Here is a 20,272-nt window from a genome sequence, read left to right on the forward strand (position 1 = left end):
CGTGATCATCGTGTCGACGTTGCCGTTGCTGGTGTTGTATCCGTTCCTGCAGAAGTATTTCAACAAGGGCGTGATGATCGGTGCCGTGAAGGGCTGATCGTCGGGGGGGGGGGGGGGGGTTCGTTGCACGACACAAAACGAAACCCGCCCGTGACGTGTATGCCATTGGCGGCTCCATGAGAGTGGATGCCGCCAATTGTTTTGTAGCGATCCATGCGGCTTCCCGCATGAAGGAGGTAGGGGCTTTATGAAGCGTCTGGCTGTGGGGTATGAGTTCATCTGCCGGATCATCATGATGGTGGCTGTGGTGAATGTCGCCTTCGTGCTGCACACGCTGCTTGGCTTTGTCTTGGGTGGACTGTTTCCCTCCGTGGCCGCGTCGTATTCGGTGTTCCGCCAGTGGCTGCTCGACGTCGAAGATCGCTCCTGGACCATCAAACGTACGTGGACGACGTTCCATCAGGCATGGCTGGAGGAGATCGGCGCGGCGAATCAGCTGGGGTGGCCGCAGACGATCATCTGGCTGCTGCTCATCTGGGAATACTGGTTCGTGCAGAACAACGACCTGGGCTATGTGGGGACCGCCGTATCCGGCGTGCTGTTGGTGCTCAACGTGCTGTACGGCCTGTTCGTGTTCCTCAGCTGGTCCGTGCACATCAATTTCAATGAGAATCTGCTATGGACGGTGCGCACGTCGCTGGTCATGGTGGTCGCACGCCCGCTGTGCAGCTTCATTGTGCTGGCTCTTTTCCTCGCCACGGTGTGGTCCTACTACACGTGGCCCGGTCTGATGATGGCGTTCGGGCCGGCGGTGCCGATCTTCTTCACCATGGTGGCCGTGTATTCGTGGGGCAAAATGCCGGGCATGGACGTGCGGGTGATCGAGCCGTTGGAGAAGAAACGATGAGGCAAGGACGACGGATTCGACGTCGCCAGATTCATTCCCCGTTGTCTTTCAGTATGAATAAACTGATTCCGCTTGGCGATACCTGATGGCAACCTGATTGTCTGTCATCTGTTTCAAACGATATGAATATTCCAAGGAAGGAAGCGCACTGTGAGCGTTATCACCAAAGTCACCACGTATGATTTCCGGTTCCCGACATCGGCCACGTTCTCGGGCTCCGATGCCATGAACCCCGATCCGGATTACTCCTCCGCCTACGTCGTCGTCTCCACCGATGCCGGTGACTCCGGCAATGGATTCGTCTTCACCATCGGTCGTGGCAACGATGTCGTCGTCCGGGCCATCGACTCCATGTCCGAGACCCTTATCGGTCGTAACGTCGAGGAACTGCTCGACAACATGCGTCTCGCATGGGATCTGTTCGTGCGCGATTCGCAGCTGCGCTGGCTCGGCCCTGAGAAGGGCGTCGAGCACATGGCCATCGGCGCCGTGCTTTCGGCCCTGTGGGACCTCAAGGCCAAGCGCGCCGGCAAGCCGCTCTGGCTGCTCCTTTCCGAGATGGAGCCTGAAGAGCTCGTCGCGACGCTTGACTTCCGTTACCTGACCGACGCCCTCACTGCGCAGGAGGCCATCGATATCCTGCGCGCCGCCCAGGAAGGCAAGGCGGAGCGTATCGCCCACCTCAAGGAAGTCGGCTACCCGGGATATTCGACCGCCGCCGGATGGCTTGGCTATTCCGACGAGAAGATGGTCCGCCTGGCCAAGCAGGAGACCGAGGTCATGGGCTTCAAGCAGATCAAGCTCAAGGTCGGCCAGAACCTCGAGGACGACCTGCGCAGGCTGAAGCTCGCCCGTGAAGCGGTCGGCCCGGACATCGCCATCGCCGTCGACGCCAACCAGGTCTGGGACGTGCCGCAGGCCATCGAATGGATCGGCAAATTCAAGGACTACGACCTCGCATGGGTCGAAGAGCCCACCTGCCCGGACGATGTGCTCGGCCATGCCGCGATTCAGAAGGCCATCGACCCCATTCCGGTGGCCACCGGCGAACAGATGCAGAACCGAGTCATGTACAAGCAGTACCTGCAGGCCGGCAGCTTCAAGGTCATGCAGATCGACGCCACCCGAGTCGCCGGTCCCCAGGAGATCGTCCTCGAATACCTGCTCGCCAAGAAGTTCGGCGTCAAGGTCTGCCCTCACGCGGGCGGCGTCGGCCTGTGCGAAGCCGTCAGCCAGCTCGCGATGTTCGACTATGTGTCCGTCTCCGGCGAGATGGAGGACCGCGTCGTCGAATACGTGGACAACCAGCATGAATACTTCGTGCATCCGACCGTCATCAAGAACGGACGATACGTCGCTCCGCTCACTCCGGGCAACGGCACGGAGATGAAGATCGACGAATGCATGAAGTACCTGCACAAGGACTGACCGGTCGGGAGGACCTGAGATGGACCTGCATCTTAAAGACAAGGTGATCATTGTCACCGGAGGCTTCAAAGGCATCGGCAAGGGCATAACGCTGCGCTTGGCCGAGGAGGGCGCCATTCCTGTGGTGCTGAACCGTGATGACGGTGCCGGCGACGAATTCCGACAGGACATTGAACGAATCACCGACTCGTATGACACGTATCTGATCGACCTGAACAACACCGACGACATCGCCCCCATCGTCAAGTCGGTCATGGAGAAGCACGGCCATATCGATGGCGTGGTCAACAACGCCGGAAGGAACGACAATCTCGCGCTCGAGACCACGTCGTGGCGTCAGTTCGAGGAGTCGATTCACGGCAACCTGACCCACTACTACGAGCTGGTCCATCAGTGCGTGCCGGCGCTCAAGGCCAGCAAGGGCTCGGTGGTCAATATCGGTTCCAAGACCGCATTGACCGGTCAGGGCAAGACCAGCGCCTACGCCGCCGCGAAGGGTGCGATTCTGGGACTGACCCGCGAATGGGCCGCCGCCCTCGCCCCGGACGAGGTCCGGGTCAACGCCGTCGTCGTGGCCGAGGCCTGGACACCGCTGTACGCACAGTGGATCAAGACGTTCGGCGACGAGCAGGCGCAGCGCGCGCAGCTTGAGAAGATCACCAGCAAGATCCCGCTCGGCCACCGCATGACCGAGACGTCGGAGATTGCCGACACCGTGGCGTTCCTGCTGTCCGACAGGTCGTCGCACACCACCGGACAATGGGTCTTCCCCGACGGAGGATACGTCCACCTCGATCGGGCACTCGGCTAGGAGATGCCGCACAGGGGATCATCGGTTCGCGTTCGCGCGTCCGGATCCCCTGTTTTCGATTCATCGCTTCAACACCGTTCGGCCCGCGGATTTCTTCGCCGCCGCACGCGCAAAGACCACCATATCGTCGAAAGGAAAATATCATGACCAGCAACGCCATGTTCGAAGGCGTGTTCTGCCCCTCCATCACCATCATGAACGCGGACGGAACCATAGATTACGACAACTGGGGCAAGCACCTCGACCACCTCGTCGACGCGGGCGTCGACGGCGTGCTGCTGTTCGGCAGCATCGGCGAATTCTACGCCATCGACGTCAAGACGAAGGCGGAAGCGGCTCGCTTCGCCGTCTCGAAGGTCGCCGGACGCATGAAGGTGCTCGTCGGCGTGGGAGACACCAACCTGAACAACGTGAAGGCGTTGGCGGCGGAAAGCGAAGCGGCCGGAGTCGACGCACTGCTCGCCGTGTCCCCGTACTACTTCGGCCCGTCCCCGGATTGCGCGAAACGGTACTTCTCGGCGGTGGCCAAGGCGACGACCCTGCCCGTCATCCTGTACAACTTCCCGGCCCGAACGGGCAACGACCTCACGCCCGAGCTGGTGGCCGAACTCGCCGGCGAGAACCCGAACATCGCCGGCATCAAAGACACCGTCGACACCATCAGCCACACCAGGAAGGTCATCGCGGCCGTCCGCAAGGTGAACCCGTCGTTCAGCGTGCTGTCCGGATTCGACGAATACTACATCGTCAACCGGATCAGCGGCGGCAACGGCGTGCTGAGTGGTCTGACCAACGTGGAACCCGAGACGTTCGTCAAACTGCACCGCGCATGGGAGGCCGGCGATCACGCCGCGGTCGTCGAAGCGGCCGAGCGCGTCTCCTACCTGATGCGCCTGTACGACACCGCCGACCTGTTCATCAGCGCCATCAAGGGCGCGGTCAAGGCCAAGGGACTGCCCATCGACACGTCCGTCCACGAGCCCGCCGTGCAGCTGACCGACGAGCAGTATCGCACCATCCGCGCCATCCTGGACAAGTGACGGTCGAATAGTCCCGAAGACGGACAGGGAGGAACGATGCTGAAGGGAATACCGCCGATCATACAGCCCGATCTGCTGAAGATACTCAGCGAGATGGGCCACGGCGATGCCATAGTCCTTGCGGACGCCCACTTTCCCGCCGAATCGGTGGGCGTCCGATCCCACGTGATCAGGTATGACGGCCAGCCCATCGAGCCGCTGCTCGACGCGGTGCTGCAGCTGATACCGCTGGACCAATACACGGAACACCCGGTGCTGCTGATGGACAAGGTTCCCGGAGACACCGTGGACACCCCGATATGGGACCGGTACCGTCAGGTCATCGACAGGCACGAGCCCGGCAAGCAAGCGGGCATCGGGATGCTGGAACGGTTCGCCTTCTACGAGGAGGCCGGCAGGTCCTATTGCATCGTCGCCACCGGCGAACAATCGCAGTATGCGAACATCATCATCAGAAAAGGCGTCATTCGCTAATAACCGAATAGGAGCAATATAATGAGCAATCCTGCAGATGCGGGCATCAACCTGAACTATCTCGCGAACGTGCGTCCATCGTCGCGCCAGCTTGCCTGGCAGCGCATGGAAATGTACGCCTTCCTGCACTTCGGCATGAACACCATGACGGACAGGGAGTGGGGCCTTGGGCATGAGGATCCGGCACTGTTCAACCCGCGGAACGTGGACGTGGACCAGTGGATGGACGCGCTGGTGGCCGGCGGGATGGCCGGCGTCATCCTGACGTGCAAGCACCACGACGGATTCTGCCTGTGGCCGTCCCGATTGACGCGGCACACCGTCGCCTCGTCGCCGTGGCGTGAAGGCAAGGGCGACCTCGTTCGTGAGGTCAGCGAGTCCGCCAGGCGTCACGGACTGAAGTTCGGCGTGTACCTGTCCCCGTGGGACCGCACCGAGGAATCCTACGGCAAGGGCAAGGCGTACGACGACTTCTACGTCGGCCAGCTGACCGAGCTGCTCACCCAGTACGGGCCGATCTTCTCCGTCTGGCTTGATGGCGCCAACGGCGAGGGCAAGAACGGCAAGATCCAGTACTACGACTGGGATCGTTACTACAACGTCATCCGTTCGCTCCAGCCCGATGCGGTGATTTCCGTGTGCGGCCCCGACGTGCGCTGGGCCGGGAACGAAGCCGGGCATGTGCGCGACAACGAATGGAGCGTCGTGCCCCGCCGCCTGCGTTCGGCGGAACTGACCATGGAGAAGTCGCAGCAGGAGGATGACGCATCCTTCGCCACCACGGTCAGCTCCCAGGACGACGACCTCGGCAGCCGTGAGGCGGTCGCCGGATACGGGGACAACGTCTGCTGGTACCCGGCCGAGGTCGACACCTCCATCCGCCCCGGGTGGTTCTACCATAAGTCCGAGGACGACAAGGTCATGAGCGCCGATCAGCTGTTCGACCTCTGGCTTTCCGCGGTAGGCGGCAATTCATCGTTGCTGCTCAACATTCCTCCCTCGCCGGAAGGTCTGCTCGCCGAACCGGATGTGCAGTCGCTCAAGGGATTGGGCCGCCGCGTCAGCGAGTTCCGTGAAGCGCTGGCCTCGGTCCGCTGCGAAGCCAGGACCAGCAGCGCCTCCGAAGCCGCGGCGCATCTCGTCGACGGGGATCGGGACACGTTCTGGCGCCCGGATGCCGACGATGTGGCCCCTGCCATCACGCTCACCCTCCCGCAGCCCACGACGATCAACGCCATCGTGATCGAGGAGGCCATAGAGCACGGTCAGCGCATCGAGCATCTGCGCGTCACGGGTGCGCTGCCTGACGGCACCGAACGCGTGCTCGGCCAGGCCGGCACGGTGGGGTACCGGAGGATACTCCGCTTCGACGATGTCGAGGTGTCCTCGGTCACCCTTCACGTGGACGGTTCGAGGCTTGCGCCGATGATCAGCCGCGCGGCTGCCGTGCGCATCTGAGGGCGTATAGGAATATAAAGGCGGTAGCACCATGAAACTCACTTTCGATGGGATTTCTTCGCATTGGGAGGAAGGAATCCCGTTCGGCAACGGTCGCATGGGGGCGGTCCTGTGCTCCGAACCGGACGCGGATGTGCTGTACCTCAACGACGACACCCTCTGGTCGGGCTATCCGCATGCGGAGACCTCGCCGTTGACGCCCGAAATCGTGGCCAAAGCCCGTCAGGCGTCGTCTCGCGGCGATTACGTGGCGGCCACGCGGATCATCCAGGACGCCACGCAGCGGGAGAAGGACGAGCAGATATACGAGCCGTTCGGCACGGCCTGCATCCGGTACTCGTCGGAGGCCGGCGAACGGAAGCATGTGAAGCGCAGCCTGGACCTCGCCAGGGCCCTCGCCGGCGAATCGTTCCGGCTGGGCGCCGCCGACGTCCATGTCGACGCATGGTGCAGCGCTCCCGATGATCTGCTGGTGTATGAGATGTCGTCGAGCGCGCCGGTCGATGCGAGCGTGAGCGTCACCGGCACTTTTCTCAAGCAGACCCGGATATCGTCGGGGTCTGATTCCGATGCGCGTCAGGCCACCCTCGTCGTCATGGGGCAGATGCCCGGGCTCAATGTCGGATCATTGGCCCATGTCACCGATAATCCATGGGAGGACGAACGGGACGGCATCGGGATGGCGTATGCCGGCGCCTTCTCCCTCACCGTCACGGGCGGCGAGATCACGGTGATCGATGATGTTCTGCAGTGCTCGGGCGTCACCGGCTTGTCGCTTCGGTTCCGCAGCCTGAGCGGGTTCAAGGGCAGCGCCGAACAGCCGGAGCGGGACATGACGGTGCTCGCCGATCGGCTGGGCGCGACCGTCGACGCTTGGCCGTCCGATTCGCGGGCGATGCTTGACCGTCACGTCGCCGACTACCGCCGGTTCTTCGACCGGGTCGGCGTGCGTCTCGGCCCGGCCCATGACGACGATGAGGAGGTGCCGTTCGCCGAGATCCTGCGCTCCAAGGAGGATACGCCGCACCGTCTGGAGACGCTCTCCGAGGCGATGTTCGATTTCGGCCGATACCTGCTGATCTCCTCGTCCAGGCCGCATACCCAGCCGTCGAATCTGCAGGGAATCTGGAACCACAAGGACTTCCCGAACTGGTATAGCGCCTACACGACGAACATCAACATCGAGATGAACTATTGGATGACCGGCCCATGCGCCCTCAAGGAGCTCATCGAACCGCTCGTCGCCATGAACAGGGAGCTGCTGGAACCGGGGCATGAGGCGGCCGGCGCCATCCTCGGATGCGGTGGTTCCGCGGTCTTCCACAATGTCGATATCTGGCGCAGGGCGCTGCCGGCGAACGGAGAGCCGACGTGGGCGTTCTGGCCGTTCGGCCAGGCGTGGATGTGCCGGAACCTGTTCGATGAGTACCTGTTCAACCAGGATGAGTCGTATCTGGCTTCCATCTGGCCGATCATGCGGGACAGCGCGCGATTCTGCATGGATTTTCTGTCGGATACGGAACACGGTCTGGCCCCGGCTCCGGCGACATCGCCGGAAAACTACTTCGTCGTGGACGGCGAAACGATCGCCGTCGCCCACACCAGCGAAAACACCACGGCCATCGTACGCAATCTGCTCGATGATCTGATCCACGCGGCGCAAACCATGCCCGACCTGGACGACGGCGACAAGGCCTTGGTGCGGGAGGCGGAATCCACCCGCGCGAAGCTGGCGGCTGTCCGCGTGGGATCCGATGGCAGGATCCTCGAATGGAACGATGAACTCGTCGAGGCGGATCCGCATCACCGTCACCTGTCCCACCTGTACGAACTGCATCCGGGCGCAGGCATTACCGCGAACACCCCGCGTCTGGAGGAGGCCGCCAGAAAGTCCCTCGAAGTGCGTGGCGACGACGGTTCCGGCTGGAGCATCGTGTGGCGCATGATCATGTGGGCGCGTCTGCGGAACGCTGAGCACGCCGAACGCATCATCGGCATGTTCCTCCGCCCGGTCGAAGCCGACGCCGAAACCGATCTGCTTGGCGGCGGCGTGTATGCCAGCGGCATGTGCGCGCATCCCCCATTCCAGATCGACGGCAATCTGGGCTTCCCCGCGGCTCTGGCGGAGATGCTCGTCCAGAGCCATGACGGCATGGTGCGCATCCTGCCCGCGTTGCCCGAGGATTGGCATGAAGGCAGCTTCCATGGCCTGCGCGCCAGGGGAGGCCTTTCGGTGGACGCCTCCTGGACGGACGACGCCATCGAATACACGCTACGCTGCACGAAGCCCGCGACGATCACCCTGATCGTCGATGGCGCCGACGCGACGCAGGTCCGACTGTCTCCCGACGAGCCGTTCAAGGGGCTTGTCCGCAGGTAGATCATCCAAAACCATATCGGCACGGATGAGCTGACCAAGGTGGCCGTCCAAGACGGCTTCGTCCCCGCGGCGCATCCGCTGGACTGACGAGGACCGCGCAAACGATGTGGCCCCCACCTCCCGTGAGGAGGTGGGGGCCACATCGTTTGCGCGGTGGACTATCGGATCAATTCTGATCAGATCAGCTCGAGATCGACGTCGAGGCTGATCGGCTTGTCCGCCGGGATATGGTACTGGGGGTGCACCGGCGACATCCAGGAATCATCGCCGCCGACGCCCATCTGTGCGGCAAGGACGCGCAGGAACATGTGCTTCGGCTTCGGCAGCTCGTCCTGGTGCTGGGCCTCCTCAAGCATGAAGCTGGAGTACGGCAGCAGGCTTACCGCGAACGGCGCGGCACCATCGGCGCGGCTGACGCGCATGCCGTGGCCGTGATCGTCGGTAATCTCGGCCCAACGCACATCCTCATGGTTGCCCGTCTCCTGCGGCATGAGGTACAGCGCATGATCGGCGAAGGCGTTGGTGTTCCACACGCCGAGCTTGGCGTGTTTGCGGTCCAGGTACGTCTCCTCCGGGCCGGTGCCGAAGAACCTCAGGTTCGTGTACTGCACAGGCAGCGTCCATTCGATGCCGAACGCCGGGATGGTGGGCAGGTCGCCCTGCTCTCCGGGGTATTCGACGTGCAGGTTCACGCGGCCATCGGTGTGGGCCGTGTAGGAGACGGTTACCTTGGTGCGCTGCGCGGTGGCGAGCTCGTACGTGTACGTGCCCTTGAGCGTGCTGTCGTCGATCTGCTCGAGCACGTTGTCCACGCAACGGGCGTAGCGGCCGGCGCCCAGCCACTGGACGCGCTCGAAACCGTGACCGGCACCGCGATCGTTGTCGGTCAGCGGACGGAAGGTGGTGATTGCGGGACGGCGCAGCACGAACTCGTTGCCGGCGAAGGTGTAGGAGACCATGCCGCCCTGGGTGCGCGACAGCAGGACCTCGCGTCCGGCGCCTCGCACGCCGGCGTTCCAACGGCCCACGGTGATGGTCCCATCGGCCGGCTTCGTGTCGGGCGTCGCGGTGGCGTCCGCGGGCACCACGGTCTGTCCGAAGGCGAGCTCGTAGCCGCTCTCGGCCCAATCGGTCGCCTTGGCGAGACGCTGCGAAACCTGCAGCACCAGTTCGCGGGCGTCGGCGCGGTACGCCGCCACCGGCCATGCGACATCGAACGTGCGGGTCTCACCGGCGGGCACGTCGAAACGTCGGGTGGACTGCCAGACCGGCTTGCCGTCGGCGAGAACGCTCAGGACGAACACGTAGTCGCCGGTGGCGGTGAACAGGTTGTCGTTCTTGACGGACACCGAGTCCTTCGTCACGTCGATGTGGACGTTCGAGTACAGCTGCTTGACTTCCTGGGCCTTGGGGGACGGCTTGCGGTCGGCGAACAGCAGGCCGTCGCCGGAGAACTCGTAGTCGGACGGACGGTCGCCGAAGTCTCCGCCGTAGCGCAGGCTCCTGGTGCCGTCGGGCTGGGTGGCGTAGATGGCCTGGTCGATGAAGTCCCAGATGAAGCCGCCCTGATACTTCGGGTAGCGTTCGAGCGCCGTGTATTCGTCCATGTTGCCCACGGAGTTGCCCATGGCGTGCATGTATTCGCAGGAGAGGTACGGCTTCTTCGGGTCGTCCTTCAGGTACTTCTCGATTTCGTCGGCATGCGAGTACATACGGGTCTCGATGTCGGTGACGTCATCGTAGTCACGGTTGTGGGTCACGCCCTCGTAGTGCACCGGACGGTTCGGGTCGATGTCGTGCACGTGCTTGTACATGGCGCGGAACACGTCGCCCACGTAGGATTCGTTGCCCAGCGACCAGATCAGCACGCTCGGGTGGTTGTAGTCACGACGCATCATGCTGTTGACGCGGTCGACGCAGGCGCCTTCCCATTCGCGCTTGCTGCCCGGCACGATGGTGTCCTCGGTGAGGACGTCTCCGGGCAGGGACCAGCTGCCGTGGGCTTCGAGGTTGGTCTCGTCGATCAGGTAGATGCCGTACTCGTCGCACAGTTCGTACCAGCGTTCCTGGTTCGGGTAGTGCGAGGTGCGGATGGAGTTGATGTTGTGGCGCTTGCAGAAGACCACGTCATCGATCATGTCCTGCTCGGTGATGGCGCGGCCGCGTTCGGCGTCGAACTCGTGGCGGTCGGCGCCCTTGAACACGATGCGCTTGCCGTTGATGGTCAGGATGCCGTCCTCGATGCGGAAGCGGCGGAAACCGACCTTCTGGGACGTGCATTCGATGACGTCTCCCGCCTGGTCGATGACGTCGACGTCAAGTTCGTACAGCGTCGGGCTTTCGGCGCTCCATGGTTCGATGCCCTGCAGCGGTCCGCTGGAGAGCGCGGTCTGCGCCTCCGCGTCGCCCGTCGTCTGCCACACCGTGTTGCCGTCGGCGTCCTTCAGGGTCGCGCGGACCGTGGCCGCGTCGGCCGCGTTGAGCACGGTCAGCGCGGCATCGAGGGAGGCGGTGCCGGCCTCGGGATCCCAATCGGCTTCGATCTGCGTGTTCTCGATGTGCACGTGCGGGCGGGCGGCGAGTTCGACGGAGCGGAACAGGCCGTGCAGACGCCAGAAGTCCTGATCCTCAAGCCAGGAGGCGCTGGAGTATTCGTAGCAGGCGACGGCCACGACGTTCTCCCCGTCGTGCAGCAGTTCGGTGATGTCGAACTCGTTGGGCGTGAAGCCGTCCTCGCCATAGCCGACGAACGCGCCGTTGACCCACACGTAGATCGCCGTGGCCATGCCGTGGAACACGATCGACACCGATCCGCCGGCCTGCTTGGCGTTTGCCACGGGGGCGGAGACGGTGAACTTCCTGCGGTAGAGCGCGACGTGATTGTTTTCCGGGATGTTCGGTTCCAACGGGTTCTCATGGCCGTCCCACGGATACTGGACGTTCACGTACTTGTGGTTCATCAGACCGGCCGTCTGCAGGTGGCCCGGAACCTGGATACGCTCGAACGAGGAGTCGTCGAACGACTCGGCCGTCGCGGGTTCCTCTTCGAGGTTGATGTCGGCGGCCTGAACGACCTCGACCCGCCACTCGCCGTCAAGGCTCTGCTTGAGATCGGACCATTGTCCGCTCTGGGGGTCACGGGCGTACCACTTGTGGCTGGAATGGGCCGGAGTCCGGTTCACCTCGAACACCGTCGGGTCGGTCAGCCAAGCCTGCGATGCGCGATCGACATGTGTGACGTCTGTCATGTTCTCCTGCTTTCTGTCATTACCTCGTTGTGAATGATATTATGGAAGAGGCCGGGGCCTCCTTTACCGAAAAGGATAAACAGTGTTTATATAAAACGCAAATCACGTTTACCGCTTCCAAATCATTGGCACTGCTTGCCGTCGACGCTGCGCCGCGTCCATGCAATGTCTCGGTTCAGCTCATGTTATCCCATCCTTGCGACACGCTGTTTATCTCCGTTTACTAATGTTTTTTACTTTCGGTGATAAAACTTGTATGCTTACTTTACAAAATCAATGAGTGATTCCATGCTCTGGGTTCTTAAGGAGAAGATTAATGAGCAACGAAAATGCCGCGGACGGTGACGTCCGCAGGAAGGGCGGGTTAGGCCAGCGCATCGCCTACGCGTTCGGCAACCTCGGTCAGGCCGCCTTCTACAACGCGATGAGCACGTACTTCATCGTGTACGTCACCAGCTGCCTGTTCTCGGGCGTTGACAAGGCGCTTGCGGCCAAGCTGATCGGCGTCATCACCAGCCTCGTGGTGATCATCCGCATCGCCGAGATCTTCGTCGATCCGTTGCTGGGCAACCTCGTGGACAACACCAACACCAAGTGGGGCCGTTTCCGCCCGTGGCAGTTCTTCGGCGGACTGGTCTCCTCCGTGCTGCTTGCCGTGGTTTTCAGCGGCATGTTTGGCCTGGTGAACGTTAACTCCACATTGTTCATCGTCGTGTTCGTCATCACGTTCATCGTGCTTGACGTGTTCTACTCCCTGCGCGACATCTCCTACTGGGGCATGATCCCGGCGTTGTCCTCCGACTCCCACGAGCGTTCCACCTACACTGCCCTCGGCTCCTTCACCGGCTCCATCGGCGGCAACGCCATCACCATCCTCGTGATTCCGGTCGTCACCTACTTCAGCTGGGTGTTCACCGGCGAGAACGCCGAGCACCAGTCGGGTTGGACCGCTTTCGGCATCATCGTCGCGGTGCTCGGCATCATGACCGCCTGGACCGTCGCCTTCGGCACCAGGGAAAACCAAAGCGCCCTTCGCGCCAACGCCGAAGACAACGGTGGTCCGTTGCAGGCGTTCAAGGCCGTGTTCCAGAACGACCAGCTGCTGTGGGTCGCCCTGTCCTACCTGCTGTACGCCATCGCGAACGTGACCACCACCGGTGTGCTTCTCTTCCTGTTCAAGTTCGTCCTTGACAATCAGGCCGCTTTCTCCGCGACCGGTGTCATCGCCATGATCGCGGGCCTGGTCATGTCCCCGCTGTACCCGATTCTGAACAGGTACATTCCGCGTCGCTACCTGTACATCGGCGGCATGGTCTCCATGATCGTGGCTTATGTGATGCTCGCCCTGTTCTCCAGCAACATCGTCCTGGTCTTCATCGCGCTGGTGCTCTTCTACGTTCCCGGCACGCTCATCATGATGACGGTCATCCTCTCCCTGACCGACTCCATCGAGTACGGCCAGCTGAAGAACGGCAAGCGCAACGAGGCCGTTACGCTTTCCATCCGCCCGATGCTCGATAAGATCGGCGGCGCTCTGTCGAACGGCATCGTCGGCTTCATCGCCCTTGCGGCCGGCATGACGGGTGATGCAACCGCCGCCGATATGACCCCGACGAATATCCACGTCTTCAAGATCTGCGCGTTCTATGCCCCGCTCATCCTGATCGTGCTCAGCCTGGTGGTGTTCGTCTCCAAGGTCAAGATCACCGAGAAGATGCACGCGCAGATCGTTGACGAGCTCGAAGCCAAGCTCGCCTCCGGCGAGATCGTCGACGATGAGGCGCAGCCCGTGGAGGCCGCCGAAGCCGCCGGCGATGAGACGCAGACAGTCAAGAACTGATCTCCCGTTCCCATCCCTCCCATAAGGCCCGTCCGCCTGAACCGCAAGATGCGGTCCATAGCGGACGGGCCTGTTCGTTCCTGCGATCGGCGGTCATGAACATACCCATGCCGGTTCTGGCAGCGGGGCCGGCACCGGCGGTGTGTCACCTGTCGGCAAGTGATTATCTAATAGAGATAGTTCCATGCTCTGGATTCTTAAGGAGGAGACTAATGAGCAACGAAAATACCGCGGTCGGCGACGTCCGCAAGAAGGGCGGGCTTGGCCAGCGCATCGCCTACGCATGCGGCAACTTGGGGCAGGCCGCCTTCTACAACGCAATGAGCACGTACTTCGTCACGTACGTCACCAGCTGCCTGTTCGTCAGCTACAGCAAGGCTCTCGCCGCCCAGATGATCGCCGTCATCACCGGCCTGATCGTTGTTATCCGCATCGCCGAGATCTTCATCGATCCGTTGCTGGGCAACCTCGTGGACAACACCACCACCAAGTGGGGCCGTTTCCGCCCGTGGCAGTTCATCGGCGGTCTGGTCTCCTCCGTGCTGATCATGCTCATCTTCTCTGGTATGTTCGGACTGGTCAACGTGAACACCACGCTGTTCATCGTGCTGTTCGTCATCACGTTCATCGTGCTTGACGTGTTCTACTCCCTGCGTGACATCTCCTACTGGGGCATGATCCCGGCGTTGTCCTCCGACTCCCACGAACGTTCCACCTACACCGCCCTCGGCACCTTCACCGGCTCCATCGGCTACAACGGCATCACCGTCATCGTCATCCCGATCGTCAGCTACTTCACCTGGACGTTCACCGGTGCCAAGGGCCAGGGCCAGGCCGGATGGACCTCCTTCGGCTTCATCGTCGCGCTCCTCGGCCTGATCACCGCCTGGGCCGTCGCCTTCGGCACCAAGGAAAGCACCAACGCGCTGCGCGCCAAGGCCCAGAAGAACGGCAACCCGTTCGAGGCGTTCAAGGCCCTGTTCCAGAACGACCAGCTGTTGTGGGTCGCCCTGTCCTACCTGCTGTACGCCATCGCAAACGTCATCACGACCGGTGTGATGTACTACCTCTTCGTGTTCGTGCTTGACGAGCCGGCCGCCTTCTCCGTCACCGGCATCATCCCGCTGATCGCCGGATTCATCATGGCGCCGCTGTACCCGATTCTCAACCGCTGGATTCCCCGTCGCTACCTGTTCGCCGGCGGCATGGTCTCCATGATCATCGGCTACACGATGCTCGCCCTGTTCTCCAGCAACCTGCCGGTCGTCATCGTCGCCCTGATCTTCTTCTATGTGCCTGCGCAGTTCATCCAGATGACCGCGATCCTGTCGCTGACCGACTCCATCGAGTACGGCCAGCTGAAGAACGGCAAGCGCAACGAGGCGGTCACCCTGTCGGTGCGTCCCATGCTCGACAAGATCGGCGGCGCGATGTCCAACGGCGTGGTCGGTGCCGTTGCCCTCGCGGCTGGCATGACCGGTCATGCCACGGCAGCCGACATGACCGCGTCCAACATCACCACGTTCAAGACCTTCGCCTTCTACATCCCGCTTGTTCTCATCATCCTCAGCCTCGTCGTGTTCTGGTTCAAGGTCAAGATCGACGAGAAGATGCACGCGCAGATCGTTGACGAGCTCGAAGCCAAGCTCGCTTCCGGCGAGATCGTCGACGATGAGGCGCAGACCGTGGAGGCCGTCGAGGCCATCAACGAGGAGACGCCGGCGGCCAAGAACTGATCTCCCGCTCCCAATCCTCCCATAAGGCCCGTCCGCCTGAACCGCAAGATGCGGTCCATAGCGGACGGGCCTGTTCGTTCCTGCGATCGGCGGTCATGGACACACGCCCCAGTCTCTCGCTGATGGGCTGCTTAGCTGTGCTGTGCAGGAATGCCAGCTAAAAGAAGAGAAGCGCCGAACCGCGAAAGCGCCTGTCGGCGCAAGGGCCGCTCGCGGCGGCAAAAAATGGAGCCCGGGGCTTAAGCACGGTCCGACGCGGATACCAAGTATATCTTGCGATGGGTCTCGCCGCGCCGGGGAAGGGGTGGTGTTGGCCGGTAGCTGATTGTTGGGGTGCGGTTGGTGAGTTTCTCCCCCAGTCACGGGCATCGCCCGTGACAGCTCTCTCATCAGAGGGAGCCCGGAGCAGGGTTTACTCCAACCGTCCGCGACGCCAGAGGTTGGCACCGTGCTGGAAATCCTTGGCGGTGGCCATGAGGCTGCCGGCGGTGTGCATAAGGCGGGCGGCTTTGGTGCGCACGGCCTTCTCATCGGCATCCGAGGAGAAGGCGCCGTTGGCCTCGGCCCGGGTCACCATGCGCCGCGCCTCCACGCGCAAGCCCAACGCCACCACATCGGTAAACGCCGCCGCACGTTCAAGCGCCACGGCAAAATCGCCCACAAAAGCACCGGAGAGAATCGAATCGGCCAATCGCACGATGTCATCTTCACTGGGAGCCTGATCCACGCCGGCGATGGCGGAGGCGGTAGTGGCCACCGGCTCGCCCAAGCGCCACAGATGCGCGATTGAGTCGCGATTCGATCGCATCCACGTACGCAGCATATACAGTCGCCATAGCACACCAGGCAGCGAATCCGGCTCAGCATCGCTCCACAGTTCGGCGATTTCATCCACACCGACCGTCTCCACCAACGTGAGCACCCGCTCAACAACCGCCGGGTCCTCGCTATGGCGCACACGATCCAGCAATGCGGCAGCGGACAGATGGCTCATCTCGCTCAACGCCTGCGGGTCCATGCCACCGGCCAATCCATCGGCCACAGCCGGGTCGAGCTGAGCCGGGCGCGAGGGGCGTGAAGAACCCATGCGAGCAGGTCCGAATGCCGCTCCGGCCGCACGCAGCGAGCCGAAGCCCGGGCCCAGACTGCCGGCGGCACCATTGTGCGCGGCATGAGCCGCGGCGGCAGCGGCCGAGGAGTTGGATGAATCAGGAAATGCGGGTCTAGTAGACAAGCGGTTGAACCTTCTGAATATCGATGATTTTGGGACCATGAGGCGTCGGAGTGATGAACAGCGCCACCGCCGTGCCGGTCGGCATAAACGGTGTCTTGGCAATCAGGCGTTTGCTCAGAGACGGCGCAACGCACATGCTGCGCAGGTGTTCGAACATGCCCCCAATCACTGGCCGGTGCATGCATATCGCTGTAGGCTGACGGCGCTCAAGTGCGAACTCGATTTCGCTGAGTAGACACTCCCATGCGGTGTCCGGCGCAGCGGCGTATGCATCTTCGGTGAGTGGGTCGAGATGAACCATGTCTCGTCCGGTCTGCCACGCGAACATCTCCAATGTCTCCTGGCAGCGCACCCAAGGCGACGTGGCCAGTCGGGTCGGATTGAAACACGCCAGCTCGCGGTTCAGCGCGTATGCCGCAGCCGCGCCGCGCGGCGTGATCGGACGGTTCTCGTCCGAGCCCTTCCACAGCTTGCGCGCTTCTGCCTTGCCGTGGCGCACGATAATCACCGGCACGGCGTCAAGCGCGCCCTCCTGCACCCGGTCAACGAATAGCGCAAGGATGTCCTTATCGGTGGAATGGCTGAGTTTCTTGCGGGCCTTAGCCGGCGTCAACCACAGGACTTCGTCGATTTCGCCGATGTCCGCCCGATGCACCGGGCCGAACGCATGGGTGCGCCGCAGATTGTCGATGGCGCTGATTGGCGTGGCCATCCAGAACTGGATGTGCTTGGTGTCCGCCGACCGATCCTTGGTATGGCGCTGTTTGATGCCCTCTTCGGACAGCGGGTACTCGATGTCACCCAGATAGGGGCCAAGCTCCACGGACAGGCCCGATTCCTCGCCGATCTCGCGCACGGCGGCATGCCGGTGTGATTCGTTTGGATCGACCTTGCCTTTCGGCCAGCTCCAGTCGTCGTATTTCGGGCGATGCACGACGCACAGTTCGATGCGGTTGAGTACGTTGTCCGCCGTGGCTGGGCTGTCGGCCTGTGCCGGGTCCGGGGTGGGAGCCGCGTCCGATGCGCCGGGTGCTGCCGTGGTCTCGCCGTCAGAATCCGTGGTGTTCGCGATGATGGTGCCATCGGTGGCAATATTGGATTTCACTGATGGAGATGATGCCTGCGTCGGCTCGGCATCATCCTTCCACCGGTACAGAATACCGCCGGCGGCTTCCACGATTCGTCTCATACTGTTCGTACCCATCTCTTGTATTGTAGGTCACGTTGGACCTCTGCTACGTAGTTTTGCGCATGGAACGACGATGCCCGGCATCCTCTCGAAAGAGGAGCCGGGCATCGTAACCACCCTCAGTCAGCTTGCGTTGACAGGGAGCATCGAGTGAAATCAGTTGTGCGAATTGGGGCGGCGCTGGTGCTTGCGAATCAGGTATTCCTGACTATCGACCAGCGGGCGGCCCTCGTCGTCCTTGGTGTGCAGCACATATGTGCCGTCGGGCTGCATGTGCCAGCTCATGGTGGAGTCGGCCATCTGCAGGTCCACGTACTTGATGAGGTCGTCGATCTGCTCCGGCGCGGTGACGCGCACCAGAGCCTCCACACGGCGGTCAAGGTTACGGTGCATGAGGTCAGCCGAACCGATGTAGACCTCCGGTCCGGAGGCGGGACCCTCGCCGATCTGCGGGCCGTCCGCATTGCAGAAGGCGTAGATGCGGGAGTGCTCCAGGAAGCGGCCGAGAATCGAACGTACGCGGATGTTCTCGGACAGACCGGGAACGCCGGGCTTCAGAGCGCAGATGCCGCGCTCCACGATGTCGATCTTCACGCCGGCCTGAGAGGCACGGTACAGGGCGTCGATGGTCTTCTCGTCCACGATGGAGTTGACCTTGATCTTGATCCAGGCCTCCTTGCCGGCGCGGGCGGCGTCCTCCTCGCGGCGGATGCGCTGGATTAGACCGGTGCGCACGGTGCGAGGGGCCACCAGCAAACGGTGGAAGCTGGACTTCGGCGCGTAACCGGAGAGCTGGTTGAACAGACGAGTCAGATCCTGGCCGACCACCGGGTCGCAGGTCAGCAGACCCAGATCGGTGTACAGTCGCGCGGTCTTCGGGTTGTAGTTACCGGTGCCTACGTGGCAGTAGCGGCGTAGACCGTCCGCTTCCTGACGCACGACTTCGATGAGCTTGCAGTGGGTCTTCAAGCCCACGATGCCGTACACCACGTGCACGCCGGCGCGTTCGAGCTTGCGGGCCCACGCGATGTTGGCGTCCTCGTCGAAACGAGCCTTGATCTCCACCAAAGCCAGCACCTGCTTGCCGGCATGAGCGGCGTCGATCAGGGCGTCGATGATCGGCGAGTTGGAGCTGGTGCGGTACAGGGTCTGCTTAATGGCCAGCACCTTCGGGTCCGCGGCGGCCTGCGCAAGGAAGGCCTGCACGGAAGTGGAGAAGGAGTCATAGGGGTGATGCAGCAGGATGTCGCGCTCGCGGATGGCGGCGAAAATATCCTGTGCGCGGGAGGACTCGACCTCGGCGATCTGACGGTTCGTGGTCGGCACGAACGGACGGTTCTTCAGGTCCGGGCGGTCCACGCTGCCGAGCTCAAAGAGCACGGTCAGGTCCAGCGGGCTGGGCAGACGGTATACCTCGTCCTGGCTTACGCCGAGCTGGTCGGCGAGCAGCTGGGAGAGGAACGGGCTCGTGGTGTCCGTGATCTCCAGGCGGATCGGCGGTCCGAAGCGGCGGCGCAGCAGCTCCTTCTCCATGGCGTTGAGCAGGTTCTCGGCGTCATCCTCTTCCACGTCGATGTCCTCGTTACGAGTCACGCGGAAGGAGCGGGCCTCCTTGATGATCATGCCCGGGAACAAGGATTCCAGATGCGCGGCGATGAGCTTTTCCATGGCGATGAAGCCGTAACGCTCGTCCTTGGACTCCTCATCGGTCATGTCGTCCACCGGCACCAGGCGCGGCAGGTTACCCGGGATCTTGACGCGGGCGAAGTGCGACTTGCCGGAGGCCGGGTTCTCCACAATCACGGCCAGGTTGATGGAGCCGCCGGAAATGTAGGGGAACGGGTGGGCCGGATCCACGGCGAGCGGCGTCAGGACCGGGAACACCTGCTGGCGGTAGTAGCGCGAGAGACGCTCCTGCTCGGAGGAGGTGAGCTTGTCCCACGTCAGCAGGACGATGCGCTCCTTCTCCAATTCCGGCAGAATGGTGTCGATCGCGTAATGTGCGTGCTCGTCTTGCAGACGGTGTGCGGTCTCGCTGATCGCGCGCAGCTGCTGACGCGGGCTCAGGCCGGCGGCAGACGGCACGGCGATGCCCGAGTCGATACGGCGCTTCAGACCGGCGACGCGGACCATGAAGAACTCGTCAAGGTTCGAGGCGAAGATCGCGGCGAAGTTGGCGCGCTCGAGCAGGGGCATGTCTTCGTTCTCCGCACATTCGAGCACGCGCTGGTTGAACTTGAGCCAGCTGAGCTCGCGGTCGAAGAAACGGTCCTTGGGCAGCGGTGCCTCGCCTTCCTGATCGACGCGGCGGTCGTTGTTGTCGTTTTCGGCAATATGCTCTGCGATTTGGCTGCGCAGAATTGCCTTCGAGGGTGCGTCAAATATCTGTGCCATAGCCTATATCGTAAGCTCTGGCGTGGCCGGAAAACGACTGAACGCGCCAGAATTCAACGGGTGTTCATGTTAGTTCGGTGTTGGTTGGTTTTGAGTGTGCTAGCGTGCTCGCGACACGCCGTGAGCGGCGGTG

At 62.5% G+C, this 20,272-nt stretch carries 13 protein-coding genes and 1 pseudogene; 10 read left to right on the forward strand and 4 right to left on the reverse strand.

Going from position 1 to position 20,272, the window contains the following annotated elements; translation table 11 throughout:
• The 8 genes and pseudogenes from FYJ31_RS11310 to FYJ31_RS11345 all read left to right on the forward strand — a co-directional run.
• Positions 1-97: pseudogene (locus tag FYJ31_RS11310) on the forward strand (carbohydrate ABC transporter permease); the annotation flags it as partial.
• A 150-nt stretch (positions 98-247) separates the two neighbouring features.
• On the forward strand, positions 248-907 hold the full coding sequence (locus tag FYJ31_RS11315; RefSeq protein WP_012578568.1) for a YesL family protein: 660 nt from the start codon (positions 248-250) through the stop codon (positions 905-907).
• A 150-nt stretch (positions 908-1,057) separates the two neighbouring features.
• Complete coding sequence (locus FYJ31_RS11320) at positions 1,058-2,335, forward strand: enolase C-terminal domain-like protein (protein ID WP_012578567.1); 1,278 nt, start codon at positions 1,058-1,060, stop codon at positions 2,333-2,335.
• 19 nt (positions 2,336-2,354) lie between these two features.
• Entirely contained in the window at positions 2,355-3,146 is a 792-nt protein-coding gene (locus FYJ31_RS11325) for an SDR family oxidoreductase (RefSeq protein ID WP_012578566.1), read from the forward strand.
• A gap of 143 nt (positions 3,147-3,289) precedes the next feature.
• Positions 3,290-4,186, forward strand: coding sequence for a dihydrodipicolinate synthase family protein (locus FYJ31_RS11330; RefSeq protein WP_154536708.1), 897 nt, complete (start codon positions 3,290-3,292; stop codon positions 4,184-4,186).
• A 36-nt stretch (positions 4,187-4,222) separates the two neighbouring features.
• Entirely contained in the window at positions 4,223-4,660 is a 438-nt protein-coding gene (gene fucU / locus FYJ31_RS11335; protein WP_012578564.1) for an L-fucose mutarotase, read from the forward strand.
• Between the two features lie 45 nt (positions 4,661-4,705).
• Positions 4,706-6,118 (forward strand): alpha-L-fucosidase, encoded by a 1,413-nt coding sequence (locus FYJ31_RS11340; protein WP_442778617.1) that lies wholly within the window; start codon positions 4,706-4,708, stop codon positions 6,116-6,118.
• Positions 6,119-6,149: 31 nt separating this feature from the next.
• On the forward strand, positions 6,150-8,498 hold the full coding sequence (locus tag FYJ31_RS11345) for a glycosyl hydrolase family 95 catalytic domain-containing protein (RefSeq protein WP_154536710.1): 2,349 nt from the start codon (positions 6,150-6,152) through the stop codon (positions 8,496-8,498).
• A 176-nt stretch (positions 8,499-8,674) separates the two neighbouring features.
• Here the strand turns inward: FYJ31_RS11345 and FYJ31_RS11350 are convergent, their stop codons facing one another.
• Complete coding sequence (locus FYJ31_RS11350; protein ID WP_154536711.1) at positions 8,675-11,746, reverse strand: glycoside hydrolase family 2 TIM barrel-domain containing protein; 3,072 nt, start codon at positions 11,744-11,746, stop codon at positions 8,675-8,677.
• A gap of 316 nt (positions 11,747-12,062) precedes the next feature.
• On the opposite strand from FYJ31_RS11350, the gene FYJ31_RS11360 reads away from it, so the two are divergent.
• Together FYJ31_RS11360 and FYJ31_RS11365 are read left to right on the forward strand one after the other, a co-directional pair.
• Positions 12,063-13,586 (forward strand): glycoside-pentoside-hexuronide (GPH):cation symporter, encoded by a 1,524-nt coding sequence (locus tag FYJ31_RS11360; protein ID WP_154536712.1) that lies wholly within the window; start codon positions 12,063-12,065, stop codon positions 13,584-13,586.
• A gap of 212 nt (positions 13,587-13,798) precedes the next feature.
• The gene (locus tag FYJ31_RS11365) at positions 13,799-15,322 is read left to right on the forward strand and encodes a glycoside-pentoside-hexuronide (GPH):cation symporter (RefSeq protein ID WP_012578559.1); all 1,524 of its coding nucleotides are present in this window, start codon (positions 13,799-13,801) and stop codon (positions 15,320-15,322) included.
• A gap of 412 nt (positions 15,323-15,734) precedes the next feature.
• Here FYJ31_RS11365 and FYJ31_RS12550 read toward each other — a convergent pair whose 3' ends face one another.
• From FYJ31_RS12550 to FYJ31_RS11380, 3 genes are all read right to left on the reverse strand, one after another.
• Positions 15,735-16,556, reverse strand: coding sequence for a hypothetical protein (locus tag FYJ31_RS12550; protein WP_029680222.1), 822 nt, complete (start codon positions 16,554-16,556; stop codon positions 15,735-15,737).
• Positions 16,546-17,745, reverse strand: coding sequence for an NUDIX hydrolase (locus tag FYJ31_RS11375; protein ID WP_032743872.1), 1,200 nt, complete (start codon positions 17,743-17,745; stop codon positions 16,546-16,548). The genes FYJ31_RS12550 and FYJ31_RS11375 overlap by 11 nt, the downstream gene beginning before the upstream one ends.
• Before the next feature lie 156 nt (positions 17,746-17,901).
• Entirely contained in the window at positions 17,902-20,139 is a 2,238-nt protein-coding gene (locus FYJ31_RS11380; RefSeq protein WP_154536713.1) for an RNA degradosome polyphosphate kinase, read from the reverse strand.
• Positions 20,140-20,272 lie beyond the last annotated feature (133 nt).

Origin of the sequence: Bifidobacterium sp. WCA-178-WT-4B (assembly GCF_009696495.1) — a bacterium.
Classification (GTDB): Bacteria; Actinomycetota; Actinomycetes; order Actinomycetales; family Bifidobacteriaceae; genus Bifidobacterium; species Bifidobacterium infantis.

What these genes read in the sequence shown, in the direction of transcription:
- FYJ31_RS11315 (WP_012578568.1), top strand. Translation starts at nt 248, where the DNA reads ATGAAGCGTCTGGCTGTGGGGTATGAGTTCATCTGCCGGATCATCATG.
- FYJ31_RS11325 (WP_012578566.1), top strand. Translation starts at nt 2,355, where the DNA reads ATGGACCTGCATCTTAAAGACAAGGTGATCATTGTCACCGGAGGCTTC.
- FYJ31_RS11330 (WP_154536708.1), top strand. Translation starts at nt 3,290, where the DNA reads ATGACCAGCAACGCCATGTTCGAAGGCGTGTTCTGCCCCTCCATCACC.
- fucU (WP_012578564.1), top strand. Translation starts at nt 4,223, where the DNA reads ATGCTGAAGGGAATACCGCCGATCATACAGCCCGATCTGCTGAAGATA.
- FYJ31_RS11345 (WP_154536710.1), top strand. Translation starts at nt 6,150, where the DNA reads ATGAAACTCACTTTCGATGGGATTTCTTCGCATTGGGAGGAAGGAATC.
- FYJ31_RS11350 (WP_154536711.1), bottom strand. Translation starts at nt 11,746, where the DNA reads ATGACAGACGTCACACATGTCGATCGCGCATCGCAGGCTTGGCTGACC.
- FYJ31_RS11360 (WP_154536712.1), top strand. Translation starts at nt 12,063, where the DNA reads ATGAGCAACGAAAATGCCGCGGACGGTGACGTCCGCAGGAAGGGCGGG.
- FYJ31_RS11365 (WP_012578559.1), top strand. Translation starts at nt 13,799, where the DNA reads ATGAGCAACGAAAATACCGCGGTCGGCGACGTCCGCAAGAAGGGCGGG.
- FYJ31_RS11375 (WP_032743872.1), bottom strand. Translation starts at nt 17,745, where the DNA reads ATGAGACGAATCGTGGAAGCCGCCGGCGGTATTCTGTACCGGTGGAAG.
- FYJ31_RS11380 (WP_154536713.1), bottom strand. Translation starts at nt 20,139, where the DNA reads ATGGCACAGATATTTGACGCACCCTCGAAGGCAATTCTGCGCAGCCAA.